The organism is Kineosporia rhizophila, assembly GCF_021277265.1.
Classification (GTDB): Bacteria; Actinomycetota; Actinomycetes; order Actinomycetales; family Kineosporiaceae; genus Kineosporia; species Kineosporia rhizophila.
The window spans coordinates 43,328-60,372 of sequence record NZ_JAJSOH010000005.1; the positions used below are offsets into that span (position 1 = coordinate 43,328).

Annotated in this window: 11 protein-coding genes; 5 read left to right on the plus strand and 6 right to left on the minus strand. The window is 70.1% G+C overall.

Going from position 1 to position 17,045, the window contains the following annotated elements; translation table 11 throughout:
- Nucleotides 1-27 precede the first annotated feature (27 nt).
- Both LWF15_RS10315 and LWF15_RS10320 read right to left on the minus strand, forming a co-directional pair.
- Nucleotides 28-1,131 (minus strand): glycoside hydrolase family 26 protein, encoded by a 1,104-nt coding sequence (locus LWF15_RS10315; RefSeq protein WP_232810214.1) that lies wholly within the window; start codon nt 1,129-1,131, stop codon nt 28-30.
- A gap of 172 nt (nt 1,132-1,303) precedes the next feature.
- Nucleotides 1,304-2,998, minus strand: a complete 1,695-nt coding sequence (locus LWF15_RS10320; protein ID WP_232810215.1) for a Wzz/FepE/Etk N-terminal domain-containing protein — start codon at nt 2,996-2,998, stop codon at nt 1,304-1,306.
- Between the two features lie 290 nt (nt 2,999-3,288).
- Between LWF15_RS10320 and LWF15_RS10325 the strand changes: the two genes are divergently transcribed.
- Both LWF15_RS10325 and LWF15_RS10330 read left to right on the plus strand, forming a co-directional pair.
- Nucleotides 3,289-4,221 carry a glycosyltransferase gene (locus LWF15_RS10325; protein ID WP_232810216.1) on the plus strand — a complete coding sequence of 311 codons (933 nt, stop codon included), beginning with the start codon at nt 3,289-3,291 and terminating at the stop codon, nt 4,219-4,221.
- Nucleotides 4,218-5,735, plus strand: coding sequence for a hypothetical protein (locus tag LWF15_RS10330; RefSeq protein WP_232810217.1), 1,518 nt, complete (start codon nt 4,218-4,220; stop codon nt 5,733-5,735). The genes LWF15_RS10325 and LWF15_RS10330 overlap by 4 nt, the downstream gene beginning before the upstream one ends.
- 96 nt (nt 5,736-5,831) lie before the next feature.
- On the opposite strand, the gene LWF15_RS10335 is transcribed toward LWF15_RS10330, so the two are convergent.
- On the minus strand, nt 5,832-10,091 hold the full coding sequence (locus tag LWF15_RS10335) for an oligosaccharide flippase family protein (protein WP_232810218.1): 4,260 nt from the start codon (nt 10,089-10,091) through the stop codon (nt 5,832-5,834).
- Nucleotides 10,092-10,591: 500 nt separating this feature from the next.
- Here LWF15_RS10335 and LWF15_RS10340 point away from each other — a divergent pair, with 500 nt between their 5' ends.
- Nucleotides 10,592-11,545, plus strand: a complete 954-nt coding sequence (locus LWF15_RS10340) for a glycosyltransferase (protein WP_232810219.1) — start codon at nt 10,592-10,594, stop codon at nt 11,543-11,545.
- Between the two features lie 97 nt (nt 11,546-11,642).
- On the opposite strand, the gene LWF15_RS37430 is transcribed toward LWF15_RS10340, so the two are convergent.
- Nucleotides 11,643-12,821 carry a glycosyltransferase gene (locus LWF15_RS37430; protein WP_232810220.1) on the minus strand — a complete coding sequence of 393 codons (1,179 nt, stop codon included), beginning with the start codon at nt 12,819-12,821 and terminating at the stop codon, nt 11,643-11,645.
- Nucleotides 12,822-13,073: 252 nt separating this feature from the next.
- Between LWF15_RS37430 and LWF15_RS10350 the strand changes: the two genes are divergently transcribed.
- Nucleotides 13,074-14,048, plus strand: a complete 975-nt coding sequence (locus LWF15_RS10350) for a glycosyltransferase family 2 protein (RefSeq protein ID WP_232810221.1) — start codon at nt 13,074-13,076, stop codon at nt 14,046-14,048.
- Entirely contained in the window at nt 14,045-15,709 is a 1,665-nt protein-coding gene (locus tag LWF15_RS10355; RefSeq protein WP_232810222.1) for a GMC oxidoreductase, read from the plus strand. Before LWF15_RS10350 ends, LWF15_RS10355 begins: the two co-directional genes overlap by 4 nt.
- Nucleotides 15,710-15,768: 59 nt before the next feature.
- On the opposite strand, the gene LWF15_RS10360 is transcribed toward LWF15_RS10355, so the two are convergent.
- Together LWF15_RS10360 and LWF15_RS10365 are read right to left on the minus strand one after the other, a co-directional pair.
- The gene (locus LWF15_RS10360) at nt 15,769-15,978 is read right to left on the minus strand and encodes a DUF397 domain-containing protein (RefSeq protein ID WP_232810223.1); all 210 of its coding nucleotides are present in this window, start codon (nt 15,976-15,978) and stop codon (nt 15,769-15,771) included.
- A 16-nt stretch (nt 15,979-15,994) separates the two neighbouring features.
- The gene (locus tag LWF15_RS10365) at nt 15,995-16,840 is read right to left on the minus strand and encodes a helix-turn-helix domain-containing protein (RefSeq protein WP_232810224.1); all 846 of its coding nucleotides are present in this window, start codon (nt 16,838-16,840) and stop codon (nt 15,995-15,997) included.
- Between the last annotated feature and the right edge of the window lie 205 nt (nt 16,841-17,045).

Here is a 17,045-nt window from a genome sequence, read left to right on the forward strand (position 1 = left end):
GCTTGCACGGTGGGTGACTGGGCGTGACTACTGATCCGTGAAAAGCGTACGGAAAGTCGCCCCCGCCTCCTGGTACGTCGTCATCAGCTTGTGTGGCCCGTCGTGACCGTTGAACTCGAAATAGGCCTGGTACGCGACCCCGTTCGCCGGATCGGCGATGAAATCGTGCATCTGCTCGATGTAATAGGCGTTCAGCCCACCGGCGTGCTCGTCGTCACGGTCCCACAGGCCCCACTCCGGCAGAGTCAGCGGCTTGCCCCGGTGCCGGGCGAAGTCTGCCCAGAACTCCAGACCACGCTTCCCCCCGTGGATCGCCTTGTCCCAGGCCCGTTCCTGGCGGTCGGCCCGGCAGCCGGCGTCGCAGTCGTCCGGGTAGGGGTAGGTGCGCCAGGCGTAGGAAACGTCGTAGGCGTCGATCCCGACGTAGTCCACGTAGTCGTCACCGGGGTAGTACTCCACGGCGTCGTACTTGTTCTTGCCGTTGTTGGGATTCCAGTCGAACTCGAAGTCCTGGCCCGGCACCGAGCGCATGGTCTCGATGACCTGGCGCCAGTAGGCGACGAAGGCCCCGGAGTCGGGCGTGGACCAGCGCGACGTCTCGAGGTTGAACTCCCACCCCAGGCGCAGGATCGCGCTGCCCTGACCGGCGTCGACGAGATTCTGCGCCAACTGCCGGTAATAGTCGTTGTACTCGCCGGTGGCGCCCTTCTCGATCGTCGCCGAGGCGTCGCCCTCAGGTAGCAGGGCGATCGAGTAGACCGGCTGGTAGCCGGTGTTCTGCCAGGCCTCGATCATGTAGGCCGGGTCGGCGATCTCTTCCCAGGTCTGCCGGGTGGAGAAGTCGACCACCAGGTCCACGTCGGCGCCGAACCACTCGGCGAACGCGTCGGCGTCGGCGGGCTCGGTACCCACGAAGACGCCGTGCCGCAGAGGCGGCACCGTGCGCTCGGGGATCGGGCCGGACAGCGCCTCGTCGCCCACCGGGTCACGCTGCCAGAGCCAGTAGCCCACAGCGGCAGTGACCGCCAGCAGGACCGCGAGAACCCCGGCCACCACCGCGAACAGTCGCAGACCGCGACGTCGCCGGGGAGCGGACGCGTGCCGCTGGTGCGGCCTGGCGAGCTCGACCATCCGTGTTCAAGCCGTTCACTGTGAGGGTTCTGGGGGATTACCGAAGGCCAGCGTGACCCCCGCCGGGGGGACGGTCAACCACTACTCAGCCGTGACTCAGCCGAGCCCGCCGGGAACGAGAACGCGGCCACCAGGAATGTCCTGGTGGCCGCGTTCTTGATGCAGCAGGGGATCAGCGGCGACGGCCGCTGCGCCCACCACCCGAGCCACCGGCCCGGGTCACGTCGTTCCAGGGCAGATCGCCGTCGTCCTGACGGGACCCACCACCGTAGGAACCACCCTGGTCGTAGCCACCGCCCTGGCCACCGCCGCCGTAGCCGCGGTCGTCGCCGCCCAGGGCCGGGAAGCCGCCGCCCGAGTCCTGGTTGCTGTTGATGATCGGCAGACCCCGGGGCGAGGTGTCGTACATCCGGCCGGGCACCGAGCCCATCGCCGCGCGCTGGCGACGACGGCTGTTGGTGGTGTTGGGCCGGCGGATGTGGTTGACCAGCATGCCGGCCACCGGGATACCGGCCAGACGGCAGCGGCGCTGCAGCTCTTCGAGGTCGGCCGGGGTGGTGGCCTCGTCGATCACCACGACGGCCGCGTCGACCTGACCGGCCAGCACGAAGGAGGCCGAGGAGGCGGGCAGCGGCGGGGCGTCGATCAGCACCAGGTCGGTGTCATCGGGCAGCTGGTCGAGGATCGCCTGGACGTCGGGCACCGGGTGACCCTGGACCGGCTGCAGCACCTGCAGCCGGATGATGCCGAACTGGGCCCGGGAGGCGGCCTTGCGCTCCACCGCGTGCCCCAGGTCGATCCGGCCCTGGGCCAGGTCGTGCAGCGGCACCCGCAGCACACCCTGGTCGGCCTCGGACTGCGGGCGCACGGTGTCCTCGATGTTGAGCAGGAACACCCGGCGACCGTGGTCGGCGGCGGCCGCGGCCAGGTTGAGCGCGGTGAGGCTGGAGCCGGCGCCGTCGTGCGGGGCGGTGATCAGGAAGACACCGGGCGCGGTGCCACGGATGTAGTCGAGACCGACGGCCGCCATGCGGTAGGCGTCACCGGGCTCGGAGTAGGCCGCCGCGATCGCGTCGTCAGCGCTGATCCGGCCCCGGTCGGGGACCTCGCTCAGCACCGGGGCGCCGAAGATCGCGCTGGCCTCCTTCGGGCCGACCTTACGCCGGGTGAAGGACTGCGTGTACAGAGCGTAACCAGTACCCGCGATCAGGCCGATCAGGGCCAGGATCAGGGCGTTGCGCACCGGCTGGGGCGAGGAGGCCCCCTCCGGGAGGTCGGCCTTCTCCACGCTGCCCACGCCGTCGCCGTAGACCGCCGCATCGCCCTGAGCCGCGTTCTTGTCCGGGAAGGTGACTCCCGGCCCGTCGAACTGGGCCAGCTGCTCGGTGATCTGCGCCTTGCGCACCTTGCGGTAGGCCTCCACCACGCCGTCGGCCATCTTCTGGGCCCCGGCGGCCGTGGAGTCGGTGGCCGAGACGGTGATGACGCTCGAGTCCTCGGCCGTGGTGACCTTGAGGGCCTGACGCAGTTCGAACGCGGTCATGCCCGCGATCGGGGTGTCCTTGATCGCCGTGTTCAGCACCGTGTTCGTGGTGATCTGGGCCGCCTGGTTGGCGATGTACCGGGCCACGTCGTTCTGCGGCTGCTCGGCCAGGGGCTGGAAGTCACCCTGGGCCGAGATGAAGATCGTCGACTCGGTCGTGTACTTCGACGACTGCAACGTGCTCAGACCGATGCCCAGGAGCGCAGCGATCACGACACACGCCAGGACCACCCAGCGCTCGCGCACGATGGCGTTCACCAGGCTGGGCGCCTCTTCCGCGGCCGAACTGCCGTCGGCCTGGCGCGCCGCCAGAATGTCCTGCACGCGTACTCCTCCTGGTCGCGAAATTCATTGCCGGCCCGCAGCACCCCCCGCAGTGCGGCCGAACGGGTCAAGTGCCCCGCCGCCGGATGGGTTTCTCCACATTGAGCCACCCGGTATCCGTGCGACAGTCTGTCACGAACGCCTAGCCTGAGCGGCAGAGTTGCGCAGCCTTGGGCTGTATCGCACCGATGATTGCGACGATTGGGCCCGGGGTGACAACACTGGGCCATCGGGCTGTTACGTCGTGCTCATCATGGATGAGGCGTAAGCCGGTTCACAGGAGGAATGACGTGGAGTCAAGCGCCCAGGACGGCGCCGTACCTGCTTACGAGCTGATCTTGGTCAGCTACAACAGCCGGTCCCAGATCGAGGGGCTGCTCGCCGGCCTGCCGGCGGACATCCCGCTGGCCATCGTCGACAACGCACGAGGTGCCGACGGCCTGCGGGAGATGATCCGGGACCGGCCCAACGCCCGCTACCTGGAGGGTGCCGGGCAGGGTTTCGCCACCGCGGCGAACACCGGGGCGCGCAGCAGCGCCTACGAATATGTGATCTTTGTCAATCCGGACACCCGGCCCACCGTCACCGGGCTCGACGCCCTGGTGTCGATGCTCGCCGCCGAGCCCAACATCGCCTCGGCGGCCGCCACCACGGTCTCCGGCGACGGCACGGTGGAGATCGGCACCGGCGGCTGGGAACCGACCCTGCGCCGGGCGATCGTGCACGCGATCGGCCTGCACAAGATCGCCCCGCAGGCCGGCCTGTTCGCCCGCCCGCGGCCGTACCTGCCGATCAAGGTGGACTGGACCACGGGCGCCTGCATGGCCGTGCGGGTCAGCACGTTCATCGGCCTGGGCGGTTTCGACGAGCAGTTCTTCGTCTACAACGAGGACGTCGCGTTCGGCCGGGCGGTGCGCGAGAAGAACATGACCCAGGCGCTGCGCACCGACGTCCTGGTGCAGCACGCGGCCGGTAACTCCGGGGCCCCGTCGAAGGAGATGCTGCGTCTGCGGGGTGCGTCGATGGCGCGCTACGTGGCCCAGCACAACGGTCTGGAGGCGGCCCGGGGCATCCGCCTGGCGCTGACCGTCGGCTACGGGGTGCGTGCGCTGGCCTCCCTGGCCAAGGGCAACAAGGGCCGGGCCCAGGAGCACTGGAGCTACGTCCTGGGGGTCACCAGCGGGCGGGCCAGCGTGGCCGGCCGGACGGTGACCAGGGCGTGAGCAACACCCCTCGATCCGGGGCGTCCCGAGGGCCCGACGACAACCCGTCGGGCCGCTCGGGCGGTCCCCCGCCCTCGGGCGGCACACCTCAGCAGCCCTGGGACGCCTTCGACAGCGGCGGCCTGGTCAAGCAGGTCCGTAGGCGCTGGCGCCGTCCGCGCTCCAGCCCGCAGCCCAGCCTCGACGCGATCGCCAACTACGACGAGCGCTCCGAGAAGCTGCGGGTCGACGAGGCGATGCCCAACCGGCAGGTCAGCGAGGCCGATCGGGCCTACATGCTGCGGTTGCTCAAGATCACGCTGCTGGTCTGCGTGGTCTTCCAGCGATTCGCGCTGCCGCTGGGCGGGTTCCCGATCTCCGTGCCGCTGGTCGCCATGTACGTGTTCCTGGTGCTGGCCCGGCTGCGCGGCGGGATCCGCTACAACCGGGTGCGCAGCGAGCTGTTCATCGCCTCGGCGGCCCTGGTCATGCTGGCCACCTTCGGCGCGGGCTTCACCGCCAACTCGTCGGTATCGGTGAACTCGGTCCTGCTGCTGCTGATCATCTACCTGCCCTGGGTGTTCTGCGTCAGCCTGCAGTTCCGCGACCTGTTCGTGCCGCTGGCCCGGTTCTACACGCACATCATGCTGGTGGCGGCCACGATCGGGATCTTCCAGCTGTCGTCGCAGTACGCCGGCGTGTGGGTCTACCAGGACTTCATCAAGAACGTGGTGCCGGAGAACTTCCTGCTCCAGGACTACAACGTGTCGTACCAGCTGGCCTGGAACGACCCGACCACGAAGGCCAACGCCTTCGTCTTCCTCGAGCCGTCGTTCCTGTGCCAGTTCCTGGCCGTGGCCCTGGTGCTCGCGCTGCTGATCCGGGCCCCTGCCTGGCAGCCGGCCCTGCTCGGCATGGGCATGGCCTCCACGCTGTCCGGTACCGGCATCATCCTGCTGTGCATCTCGGTCGCCCTGATGGTGGTCGTGGCGCCGAACCGGATCAAGCCGAACTACGTGCTGGCCGGCGTGGTGGGGCTGGCGATCGTGTTCACCACCCCGGCCGCCGACATCCTGCTGGACCGGCGTAACGAGACGTCCCAGGAGGGCTCGTCCGGCTACATCCGGTTCGTGCAGCCGTACACCGAGGTGACGGCGGGCCTGAGCGAGGAGGCGAGCCGGCTCTTCGTCGGGGCCGGGCCGGGTGCGGCAGACCGGCTGCTGACGTCGTTCCGGTCCGGTGGTGACGCGGTGGTCTACACCATCGCGCCGAAGCTGGCCTTCGAGTACGGCCTGGTGGCGATGGTCGTGTTCGTCGCGTTCCTGGTGGTGTCGGTGTACCGCGGACCACCGATCCCGGTGCTGCCCACGGCCATGCTGATCATGATCTTCTTCCTGTCCGGAAGCCTGTTGCAGCCGCACACGGTCGCACTGGCCTGGTTCCTCACCAGCCTCTGGGGCCCACCGGTCACGGTGGGGGTGTCGGACGCGCTGGCCGCAGTGGTCCAGCGGAACAAGGACCCAGCCGTGGTCTAGGCAGAAACCGATTGAGGACGCCTTCCAGCCCCAGGGCTGGAAGGCGTCCTCTTTTGGTTCGGGGTCGGTTCGGGGTCGGAAACCGCGTCGGTCAGCTCAGCGCGTGGTGTCGGGGAACGGCCAGGAGTCCTCGTCCCGCTCTTCCCGGCTCTGGCGGCTGCGTGAGCGCCGTCCGCCGGGGCGCGCGTCCGGGTACTGCTCATCGCTGTCCTGAGCCTCGCGACGGCTGCTGCGGGGACGCTCGTACCCACTGGCCTCCGCCTCCGGGGCCTCCTGGTAGGCCCGGCTGCGAGCCTCCTGCCCCCGGGACCGACTGCGACCGCCACGCCCCTCAGCCGGGTCTGCGTAGCCACGCCCCTGAGCCGGGTCCGCATAGCCACGCCCCTCAGCCGAGTCCGCATAGCCACGCCCCTCAGCCGAGTCCGCGTAACCACGCCCCTCGGCCGGTTCTGCAGAGCCGTGACCCTTCAACGGGGCCTCGTACCCCTGGCCGTCGCCAGGAGTCTCGTAGCTCCCCCGGTTCCGCGCCCGCTGTCCACGCCCAGCCTGCCTGTCGGCCGGGTAGCTGGGTCGCCCGTCCGCCGGCGTCTCGTAACCCCGCCGACCGGCCTCCGGAGCCGCGTAACGCGCAACATCCTCGGCGGGCGCCTCGTAGCCCGTACGACCGTTCAGCGGAGCCTCGTACCCGTCCCGGTTCCGGCTCCGGCCACCCGACGCGCCACGCCCCGGACCGCCGGCGTCGTACCCGTTGTGCGCCTGGCCACCGGTGTCATGGCCACCACGCCCGCGGGGGTCATACCCCCCAGAACCCGCCTGCCCTTGACCGCCGGTGTCGTACCCCGAGCGCCCTCGGCCGGCTGCGTCGTACCCAGCCCCCTCGGGACCGCCGGCTACGTCATAGCCGTTGCGGGCCCGGTCACCCGAGCCAGCACCAGCACGCCCCCGACCAGCTTCGTACTCAGCCCTCTCAGCACCGGCCGCGTCATAACCGTCGTGGGCCTGGCCTCCGGTGTCGTACCCGCCGCGCCCACGACCACCGGCTTCGTACCCAGCAGCCGCCGGGCCGGGTTCTTCTCCCGAACGCCGACGCCCGCCGCCTGTCCTAGAACTTGGCTGGCCCTGCCCGCCGGTGTCATACCCGGCCCGCCCGGAGCCAGCTGCGTGACCGTTGTGCGTCTGGCCGCCGGTGTCGTACCCAGCGCGCTCCCGACCACGGCCCTGCTCACGACCATCAGCCTCACGACCACCGGCCTCGCCGTTCGCCCGCTCACGACCACCAGCCTCACGACCGGCCCGCCCCCGACCAGCCTCCCAATCAGCCAGGTCAGAGCTACCAGCCTCACCGGCCGCCCACTCACGACCACCGGCCTCGCGCCCAGCCCGCTCACGGCCACTGGATTCGTAACCGCCGGCCCGCTGGCCTCCGGCATCGACACCTGTGCGCCGACGGCCACGCCCTTCGGCACCCGGTTGCCCCTGGCCACCCGTGTCGTAATCCGGTCGCCCCTGACCACCCGTGTCGTAACCCGGTCGCCCCTGACCACCCGTGTCGTAACCCGGTTGTCCCTGGCCACCTGTGTCGAAGCCGGACCGCCCCTGACCGTCCGTGTCGTAGCGGGACCGGCCCTGACCACCGGTGTCGTAGCCCGAACGCCCCCGGCCATCCGGTTGGGCTGCACTCCGGCCCCGGCCCGAGGACCCGCGATCGACCGACTCAGGGCTGCCCGGTTCGTAACCGCTCCGGCCGCGCCCTTCCTGGGCAGCCTCCGGGTGGCCCGCGCTGCGGGCACGCCGACCGTCGGCCCCGAAGGCACCAGGGTCTACGGCGCTGCGGGTCGCATCGGCCGGATACCGGCCGGCCTCGTACCCCGCGCCCGGCGTACCAGTGCCCGGTGTACCCGTGCTCGGCGTCCCGGCGCCGGGCCTAACGGCGCCGGACGTCCTGGATGCAGGCGCGCCCGCGCTGGCCGATCTGGATACAGACGCGCCCGCACTGGGCGTACCTGCACCCGGCGTACCGCTGGGGGCGCCGCCCCGGCTGCGGCCGCGCTGGTCGTAGCCCTTGCGGTCGTAGCCCTTGTCGTCAAAGCCCTTGTCGTCGAAACCCTTGTCGTCGTAGCCCCGCGAGTCATAGCCCTGAGCGTCGTAACCACGCGCGTTGTAGCCCTGGGCGTCGTAACCGCGCTCGTTGTAACCCTGGGCGTCATAACCGCGCTCGTTGTAACCCTGAGCGTCGTAGCCCTGGGGGTCGTAAGCGGCGGCGTAGCGGCTGCGGGCCCGGTCGTTCCTGCCCCCACGACCTTCCGCGCGGGGATCGGGCTCGCCCCGGAGCGCCTCGCCGTCCCAGGGGGCCTGCCCCTGAGAAGAACCAGATCGTCCGCCCCGACCCGACTTGCCCTGTCGGACGGCAACGGTCGGGTCGTGGGGGGCGTATCCGCCCTTGGACTCGTCCGGCGAACCCTCGGGCGGGTGCGTGGTGGGGAAGCCCTTGCCGTCCTGTCGCACCGCGACCGTGGGGCCGGTCGGGTCGTACCAGCCGTCGTCGGACGAGCGCCCGCCGTCCCGGCTCCGCCCGTCCGAATCCCGCGCGTCACGCGGATCACGGCCGCGGGGGTCACGGTCACGTAGGTCATCGTCTCGGCCATCGCGCGGGTCGCGGAAGTCTCGCTCACGCGGGTCACCGTCGCGGCCATCACGCCCACGGGGGTCACGGCCGTCACGGCCGTCACGGCCGTCACGGCCGTCTGGGTCGCGGGGGTCACGCGGGTCACGGTCACGGTCACGGGGGTCAAGGTCGTGAGCGTCGCGACCCCGGCCACGGATGCCGTGCCCGTCCCGGTCCCAGGGCTCTTCGGCCTGCTGACCGTTGTAGCGCTGCTCCGGCTCCTCGAGGGCCCAGCGGTCCTGTTCCTCCTGGCTCCAGAAGCCCTGACCGTCACGCTCGTCGCCGCGGCCCCGGCCGTAACCGTCGCGGCGGTCGTAGTCGTCACCCCGGTCGTACTCGTCCCGGCGCGCGTTGCGGTTGGCGGCCTCGGCCTCCCGCGCCTCCTCGGCGATCCAGTCGCGGGGCAGCCGATCGGCCTTGATGAAGATGATCCAGCTGGCCACCAGGCCGGTGACCTGGGCGGTCGCCATGCCCCAGGCCGCGCCCTGGGCGCTCCACAGCCAGCCCCCGATCGAGCCGAGCCCGAGCATCATGGGGGCCTGCACGAAGGTGACCCGCAGCATCTGATCGGCCCGCCGCAGGGCCTTCAGGCCCAGGCTGGCGCCCAGCACGAAGCCGACGGTGGCCGTGATGAGGCCCATCGGCAGCATCACCTCGCGGGCGTTCCCCCAACTGGCCCCCAGCAGCTCACCACCGACCGAGTCGGGGACCACCAGCAGGATGAGCACCCAGGTGCTGGCCATGCCGCCGATCGCCGTGCTGAGCAGCAGCGCGCCCTTGATCAGCGAGCCGCCGGCCATCGCGGTACGCGCGAGCATCGGCAGGCCGAACGAGGAGATCCCGGAGAACAGCAGGTTGAGCGGCCCCAGCAGGGTCTGCGCGGCGCGGATGGCGCCGATCGCGACCTTGCCCACGATGCCGCCCACCACGTACGACACCAGGGTGGTGGCGCCCTGGTTGAACGAGAAGTCGGCGGCCATCTTGATGTTGATGTCGCGGGTCTCGCGGAACCAGGCGAGCGCCTCGAACGGGTCGGGCGCCACCCGGGTCTGCAGCACGCCCATCAGGGCGGCCGCCAGGGCCCCGGCGCCCCAGGCCAGGGTGATCAGGAAGACCGAGGGATCGGGCTGGCTCAGCAGCACGGCCAGGAGGCCGAACTGGATCACCGTGCGCACCCCGTCGTTGATCGTGGCGGTGCGCGGACGGCCTTCCGCGAAGAACGCGTTGCGCCAGGTCTCCTGCAGCATCAGGCCGGGCATGGCGACGCCCAGCCCGAGGATGGCCAGGGCGCTGGCGGTGTCGTTCAGGAGGAAGTGCAGCAGGGCCGCCGCGACCGCACAGATCAGGCCGGTGACCACGCCGAAGCTGATCGCCGAGCCGGCGGCCTGGCGCTGGGCCCGACGCCGGGTGTGCCGGTCGGCGTCGGTGAAACGGATCACGTAGGGGTCGCCGATGCCGGCCCGGCCCAGGCCGATCAGGAAGGTGAAGGTGACCAGCATCAGGCTGAACGAGCCGAAGTCGTCCTCGGAGACCTCACGGGCGACCACGATGGACAGCGCGAAGTTGGCCAGGCTGGAGAGCGCCTGGTCGGCGAACGTCCAGATGATGCGGCTCTTGTTGGACGTCTGGACCTCGGCCTCGGGCTCGAGGTCGGACGGGTCCACGTGCACGTGCCTGCCGGTCAGAGCCACAGGTCACCTGCTGAACGGCCGGGCTGCGAGCCGGCTGACCGGCCAGTGCCGGTCGCGAGGGTGCCGGTGCGGCCGGGCATTCACGCACACCTTTCGGATCGCGGTCGACGGCCCGGGGCGGCACCGCCGAAACGATCGACCAGCACGTCTGCGAGCAGTTCGATCGGGCCCTGCCCGCCTTGGACAACGCCAAGCCGGAACACCACAGGGAGCTTCCGGCGCCTCAGCCTACCTTCACGCCCCGTCAGCTACGTCCGTTTCCTTGGAGTGCACCTGTCCGGCGCTGTCCCGACACCAAAACGAGGATCAACCAGGACCTAAGCTTTCCTTAGATCAGCCAAACGGATGAGTTGGTTCCGAAGGGGTTCGTGAAACACAGGTAAAGGGCATTAACTAAGCCTGCGGACTCTCAGGCTGCTCTCAGCTACCCTCAGGGCGGCGGACTGCCCGCATTAAGAGTAAGTTGCGAACGTGTTGCCTACGGAGAGGCTTGGTCCGACATGCCGTCTGTGAGTGTGGTGATCGCCTGCTACAACGCCGCTGACACTCTCGGCATCCAGCTGGAAGCCCTGGCCCGGCAGACCTACCGGGGCAGCTGGAACGTGATCATCAGTGACAACGGCTCGACCGATCACTCCCGTCTGGTCGCGCAGCGCTACGAGAGCCGCCTGCCCGGCCTGGAGATCGTCGACTCCTCCGGGACCGCCGGGGCCGGGCACGCGCGCAACATCGCGGCCCAGCACTCCAGCGCCGACTTCCTGGCCTTCTGCGACGCGGACGACGAGGTCGCGGTCGACTGGCTCGAGACGATGATGGCCGCCCTGGCCCGCAACCCGTTCGTGGCCGGCCGGTTCGAGTCGCGCAAGCTGAACTCCGAGCGGGTGCTGCGTTCGCGCCCGTTGCAGCAGAGCACCGGGCTGCAGGAGTCGCCGTTCGGCCCGGGGCTGCCGCACGCCGGGGCCGGCAACATGGGCGTCCGGCGCGACCTCTTCCTCGCCGTGGGCGGCTTCGACCAGGCCGTGGGCACCCTGGAGGACACCGACCTGTGCTGGCGGATCCAGCTGGCCGGTACTCCGCTGATCTTCGCCCCGGACTCGGTGGTGCACGTCCGGCTGCGTTCCTCGTTCACCAAGATGTGGCGCCAGGGCTGGAACTACGGCCACGCCGCGGCCCTGCTGGAGCGGCGCTACGGCAACAAGCCGATCGCCAGCGTCACCGCTGTCACCACCTCGATCGCGGTGATCAAGGCCGCCCAGGAGGCCCAGGAGCAGCCCGACCCGTCGAAGGTCGGCTCGGCCCTGAAGCTGCTGCGGGAGAACCCGACTCCGGGCGCCCTGATGTGGGCGGTCGGCTGGCACGTGGGCAACCGCGCGATGCCGGACGACGCGCTGCCCCCGCTGCCCCCGCCCACCCCGAACAAGAAGAAGGACAACCGGCTGCGTCAGGCCGGCTGAGCCCTCCCGGTCGCCCCCGGCGACCACCGACCGAACTTGAGGACGCCCGCCCTGGCCAGGGCGGGCGTCCTCAAGTTTTGCGGTTCGATCGTTCGGGTCAGTGCTCGAGGAAGTCCAGCAGCGGCTGCAGCGTCACGTCCCAGGAGTAGTGCTTGCGCACCCAGTCCTGGGCCAGGGCCGAGGTGTCGCGGGGGGAGCGCAGCCGGGCCACCACGGTGTCGGCGAACAGCTGCGGGTCGATCTTCAGCCGGTCGACCAGCTCGGACGGGATGTCCTCGAGACCGGAGGCGCCGACGTCGGTGGAGACGATGTCGATGCCGGCGGCCAGGTACTCCAGGATCTTGATCCGCGAGCCACCGCCGGACAGCAGCGGGACGATGCCCAGGACGTGGGCGTCCAGCACCGCGGACATGACCGGCGGGTTGGCCAGCAGAGTGATCCCGTCCGGGGCGCAGGCCTCGGTGACCGCCTTGCCGGGGTTACGGCCGGCGATGGTGACCGTGGCCTCGGGGATCTGGGCCCGGATCAGCGGCCAGACCTTCTCCGAGAACCAGACCACGCCGTCGATGTTCGGCTCCCAGTCGAGGGCGCCGGAGAAGACCATGGAGTTCGCCGGGCGGTTGCCCGAGGGGGTGACCTGGCCCGCGAAGATGCCGTTCTTGCAGACGATCCGGCCGCGCTTGGGGTTCAGCGCCCGGGCGTCGGCCTCGGTGCAGACCATCACCGGGTAACGGTCGGCGACGTGCGCCTCGAGGTGGCGCAGCAGCCGCACCTCGGCGCTCATCGCCACCTTGTCCTTGGCCGAGGTGGCCAGCCGGGCCCGCTGGTTCATCAGGTCCGACTCGATGTTGTGCATGCTCACCACGAGCCGGTCGGCCCCGGAGGCCACCTCGTCGGCCAGCCCGGCCAGCGCGGTGTGGTCGATCACGGCCACGTCGTAGCGGCCCTCGGCGCCGTTCCACAGGTTGTCCAGCAGCTTCGAGCCGCCGGTGCGCAGCCCGCTCAGCGACTTGTACCGCGCCGCCGTGCGCAGCTGCCGCAGCACGTCTCCCCCGGACGAGCGGCCCGGGTGCTCCTCCAGCGGACGGCCCGGCCCCTTGGCGACGACCCCGTCGGGACTGACCACGGTGGTGTCGTACCGGGTCGACAGGGTCTCGAGGATGGCCAGGGTGCGCAGGGTGCCGCCCGAGGTCGGGGTCGCGGAGAACTCCTTCGTCACCAGCAGGCAGCGGGGGGTGCCGGCGGCACCGGGCTTGGGTACGTCAGTCGTGGGCACCCCCCGACCCTAACGACTGCGGCAAGCCGGCGGGGCCAGCCGTGGAGGACACCCTCCTGCCGAACGGGTCCCGCGCACCCCTCGGCAAGCGCGGCTTTGACCACTAAGGTCCGGTTCCACCTGGTCCGCCGGTGCGCATCCAGGAGCGAATCCGGGAACGAGCACTGTCAACGTAACGACCGAGGGTTATCCTCGCCTCGATCAAGAACAATCAAGACAGGATCAAATCATGGTCCCCACGGACGGAGCCTGATGACCCGCATCCGACCTGCGGTCACCGTCTGCATCCCGACCTTCAACCGGCGGGAACTGCTCAGCCGCAGTCTGCAGAGTGTGCTCGACCAGTCCTGGGAAGACGCTGAGATCATCGTCTCGGACAACGCCTCGACCGACGACACCGAGGAGTACGTCCGGTCGATCGGCGACCCGCGCGTCCGCTACGACCGTCTTCCCACGAACATCGGCCTGTTCGGCAACCTGTCCCGCTGCCTCAGCCTGGGCTCCGGCCGCTACCGGGTGATGCTGCCGGACGACGACAGCATGCTGCCGGGCAACCTCGAGGCCAAGGTCCGCTTCCTCGACGCCAACCCGAGCGCGGGCCTGGTGCACTCGGCCTTCCGCTACCTCGACGACGGCCCCCAGCCGTTCGGGGAGCCGCAGAACTGGTCCCGGCTGGAGAGCGACACCCTCGAGCCGGGCATCGCGTTCCTGCGCCGCTCACTGGCGGTCGGCGGCATCGTCTGCGTCTCCTCGGTGATGATGCGCAGCGCGATGGTGTTCAACGAGCGCTTCGACCCCTCCGACGGCCCGTACGCCGACATCGCCCTGTGGTGCCGGATCGCCAGCCGCTCGGACGTGGGGTTCCTGACCGCACCGCTGTCCGGCTACATGGTGCACGGCGGCTCGGCCAGCTCGGGCTTCCAGCTGGTACAGGTCAACGGCGGTCAGCACCACATGACCGCGCAGCACGCCGACGCCACCCTGCAGGCCCACGGCCGGTTCGTGCAGCGTGCCGACATCAGCCCGGAGCTGCGGGCCGAGCTCGCCTCGATCGTGGCCGACGCCGACCGGCGGATGCGGCTGACGGTGCTGGCGAACAAGACCATCCCGCCCAACGCGATGCGGATGATGAAACGGGCGGTCGGCTGGGGCAAGGGCAATGCCCTGCACCGTCACCTCTCCCTGGACGGAAATGTTGGTGGTCCCGGTCCCGGGGTGATCGCGTGAGCTCAGGCCCGGGGGCAGGGTCCGGCGACGAGCCGGAACCGATCGAGGCCGAGGTCTGCATAGTCGGGGCCGGGCCGGCCGGGCTGTCGGTCGCCTCCGGCCTCGCCGCCGCCGGTCTGCGGGTGGTGATCCTGGAGGGCGGCGGCGAGAACGAGTGGCCGCAGTTGCCCGACGTCCTGGCCGAGGGCGAGGACGCCTACCCGCAGAGCAGCGTCACCCAGACCCGGGGCTCCGGCGTCGGAGGCACGGCCGGGCAGTGGAGCTACCGGATGTCCAACGCCGACGCCGACCCGGAGGCCGGTGAGCGCGGCTGCCGCTACGCCCCGCTCGATCCGGTCGACTTCGAGCAGCGGGACGCGCTGGCCCACTCCGGCTGGCCGCTGACCCGCTCCGACCTCGACCCCTGGTACGCCAAGGCGCAGAAGATCGCCGGCCTGGGCGAGTTCACCTACCACCCGAACTCCTGGAGCACCCCCCGGGCCCAGCCGCTGGAGCTGGACCCGGCCCTGGTCGAGACCCAGATGTTCCAGTTCGCCCCGGCCTCGGCCTGGATCGACCGGGTGGCCGGCGAACTGCGCGGCCGGACCGGTGTCCTGATCCTCACCGACGCGAACGTGACCCGGCTGGAGGTGGACCCCGAGGGCACCAAGGTCAGCGGCGTCGACTTCGCCCGGCCCGACGGTTCCCACGGGCAGGTCCAGGCCCGGGCCGTCGTGCTGGCCGCCGGGGGCATCGAGACCGCCCGTCTGCTACTGATGTCGGACGACCGGGTGCCGGGCGGTCTGGGAAACCGCAAGGACCAGGTGGGCCGCTACTGGATGGAGCACCCGCTGGTGCGCGGCGGGATGCTGGTGGCGCGCCCGGAGGTGAAGCTGGCCGAGCGTCTGCGGCTGTACGACGCGCACTGGCAGAACGGCACGAAGGTGATGGCCAAGCTGTCCATCGCCCAGGAACGCGTGCGGCAGGAAGGTCTGCTCTCCACCAGTTGCCTGCTGCTACCCCGGCAGGAAGTGATCGCCGGCAGCGCGGTGCAGGCCTACACCGAGATTCGTAGCCCTTCCGGACGCTCCTCGGGCCTCGGCCACAAGGCGGCCCTCGGCGCCCGGATCGCTCTAGGCGCCGGCAGCCTCCTGAGCGCCCGTAAGGCCATCGCCGAGCAGCCCGGTCTGGACCTGTCCGGCTGGGCGGCCGAGGACGACCTGAACCGCTACCGGGTGTTCGAGGTGGTGCACCAGACCGAGCAGTCGCCCGACCCGGAGAACCGGATCACGCTCGATCGCGAGCGGACCGACCGCTACGGGCGGCCGTTCCCGGTGTTGCACTGGCGTTGGACGGCCGAGGACCGGGAGCGCATCACCCGCTCGCGCGACCTCTACGCCCAGGCCTTCGCCGAGGCCGGGCTGGGCGACTTCGTGCAGACCGACTGGGACCACGGGCAGCCGCGGATGATCGGCGGCAACCACCACCACCTGGGCGGGGTGCGGATGTCGGCCGATCCGGGTACCGGGGTGGTCGACGCCGACGCCCGCGTGCACGACCTGGAGAACCTGTACGTGGCGGGCAGCTCGGTGTTCCCCACCGGCGGCTCGGTCAACCCGACGCTGACGATCGTGGCGCTCGCCCTGCGCCTGGCCGCCCACCTGGCCAAGAAGCTGCCGTAGCCCCGGAACGCCGGTGGGCCCTGTTCAGGGCACCACCGGCGTTCTGGTTCGCCGAGCGTCTACGCGTGGCGCAGTTCGCCGTCCACGACGCCGTCCACGAACGCTGTCCACTCCCCCCGGGTGAAGCGGAGCACCGGGCCCTGCGGGTCCTTGCTGTCACGCAGAGCTACACGCCCCTCACCCAGGAATGCGACCTCTACGCAATTCCCATTCACTCCGGAGCGGCTGGACTTGATCCAGGCGACATTGGCCAGCTCATCAGTTCGCATTGCCCTGTTCCGTCCTTCATCGCAAGCGGCCCATCACCATGCGTGCCGATTCGGCAGGCGATGCGGCCGTGGCCCGCAAATGGTCGAAGGCAACAGTACAGGCACGGACCTCTTCCTCCGTCTCCTGAAACAGGTTCCCGGCCATGGTTTCGACGCACGCGACGGTCGGGTCGGGGTCGGGGAACTCCAGCAGCGAGAAGGATCCGCGCATCCCCACGTGGGAGCCGGCAGTGAAAGGAACGATCTGGAAAGTGACGTTCGGCAATTCCATCATCGACAGCAGGTGCTCGAATTGCTCACGCATCACCTCAGGCCCTCCCACCTCACGCCAGAGCACTGCCTCGTCGACAATGGCCCACAATGCAAGGGGATTACTCCGGGTTAACAAATCCTGACGCCCGACCCGGATCTTGGCCTGCAGGTCGATCTGGTCGCCCGGCATCAGCGGGCTCTGACCGGTGGAACTGGAACGGATGTAGCCCTCGGTCTGCAGCAGGCCGGGGATCAGCAGCGACTCGAAGTTGCGCACCGACGCGGCCTCGGACTCCAGCTGGATGTACATGCTGTACTCCTCCGGGATCGCCCCGGCGAAGGGCTGCACCCAGCCCTTCTCGCCGGCCGCCTTCAGCAGCGCGAAGAGCACGTCCCGCTCCTCGGGGGCGACCTGGTAGAGCTCCAGCAGGCTGGTCAGGGTGCGCCGCTGCGGGCGGCCCTTGGCGGTCTCCAGCCGGTACAGGGTGGCGACGTTGATGTCGGTCCGTTCCGCGACGTCCTCGCGGCTCATCCCGGCGGCACCACGCAGTCGGCGCAGCTCGCTCGCGAGTCTGCGCATGCGTACGGTCGGGGGCGTGCGCGAGGCCATGGCCTCATCCTTTCGGTCAGATGTTGCGCCGGACAAGCACAAAATGAGTTTGCAATCCTTGCATTTACTGGTTGGTCACTCGTATTGTTTACGCCATGGCGCGGGGATGAACGAGTCCCTCCCGTTCACCCCGCGCCCACCAACTTCCCCCGTGACCACACCGGGAACCCCCCAGCACCTTCGTCCCCCTTTCGCAGGGATTCGC

What these genes read in the sequence shown, in the direction of transcription:
- LWF15_RS10315 (WP_232810214.1), bottom strand. Translation starts at nt 1,131, where the DNA reads ATGGTCGAGCTCGCCAGGCCGCACCAGCGGCACGCGTCCGCTCCCCGG.
- LWF15_RS10340 (WP_232810219.1), top strand. Translation starts at nt 10,592, where the DNA reads ATGCCGTCTGTGAGTGTGGTGATCGCCTGCTACAACGCCGCTGACACT.
- LWF15_RS10350 (WP_232810221.1), top strand. Translation starts at nt 13,074, where the DNA reads ATGACCCGCATCCGACCTGCGGTCACCGTCTGCATCCCGACCTTCAAC.
- LWF15_RS10360 (WP_232810223.1), bottom strand. Translation starts at nt 15,978, where the DNA reads ATGCGAACTGATGAGCTGGCCAATGTCGCCTGGATCAAGTCCAGCCGC.
- LWF15_RS10365 (WP_232810224.1), bottom strand. Translation starts at nt 16,840, where the DNA reads ATGGCCTCGCGCACGCCCCCGACCGTACGCATGCGCAGACTCGCGAGC.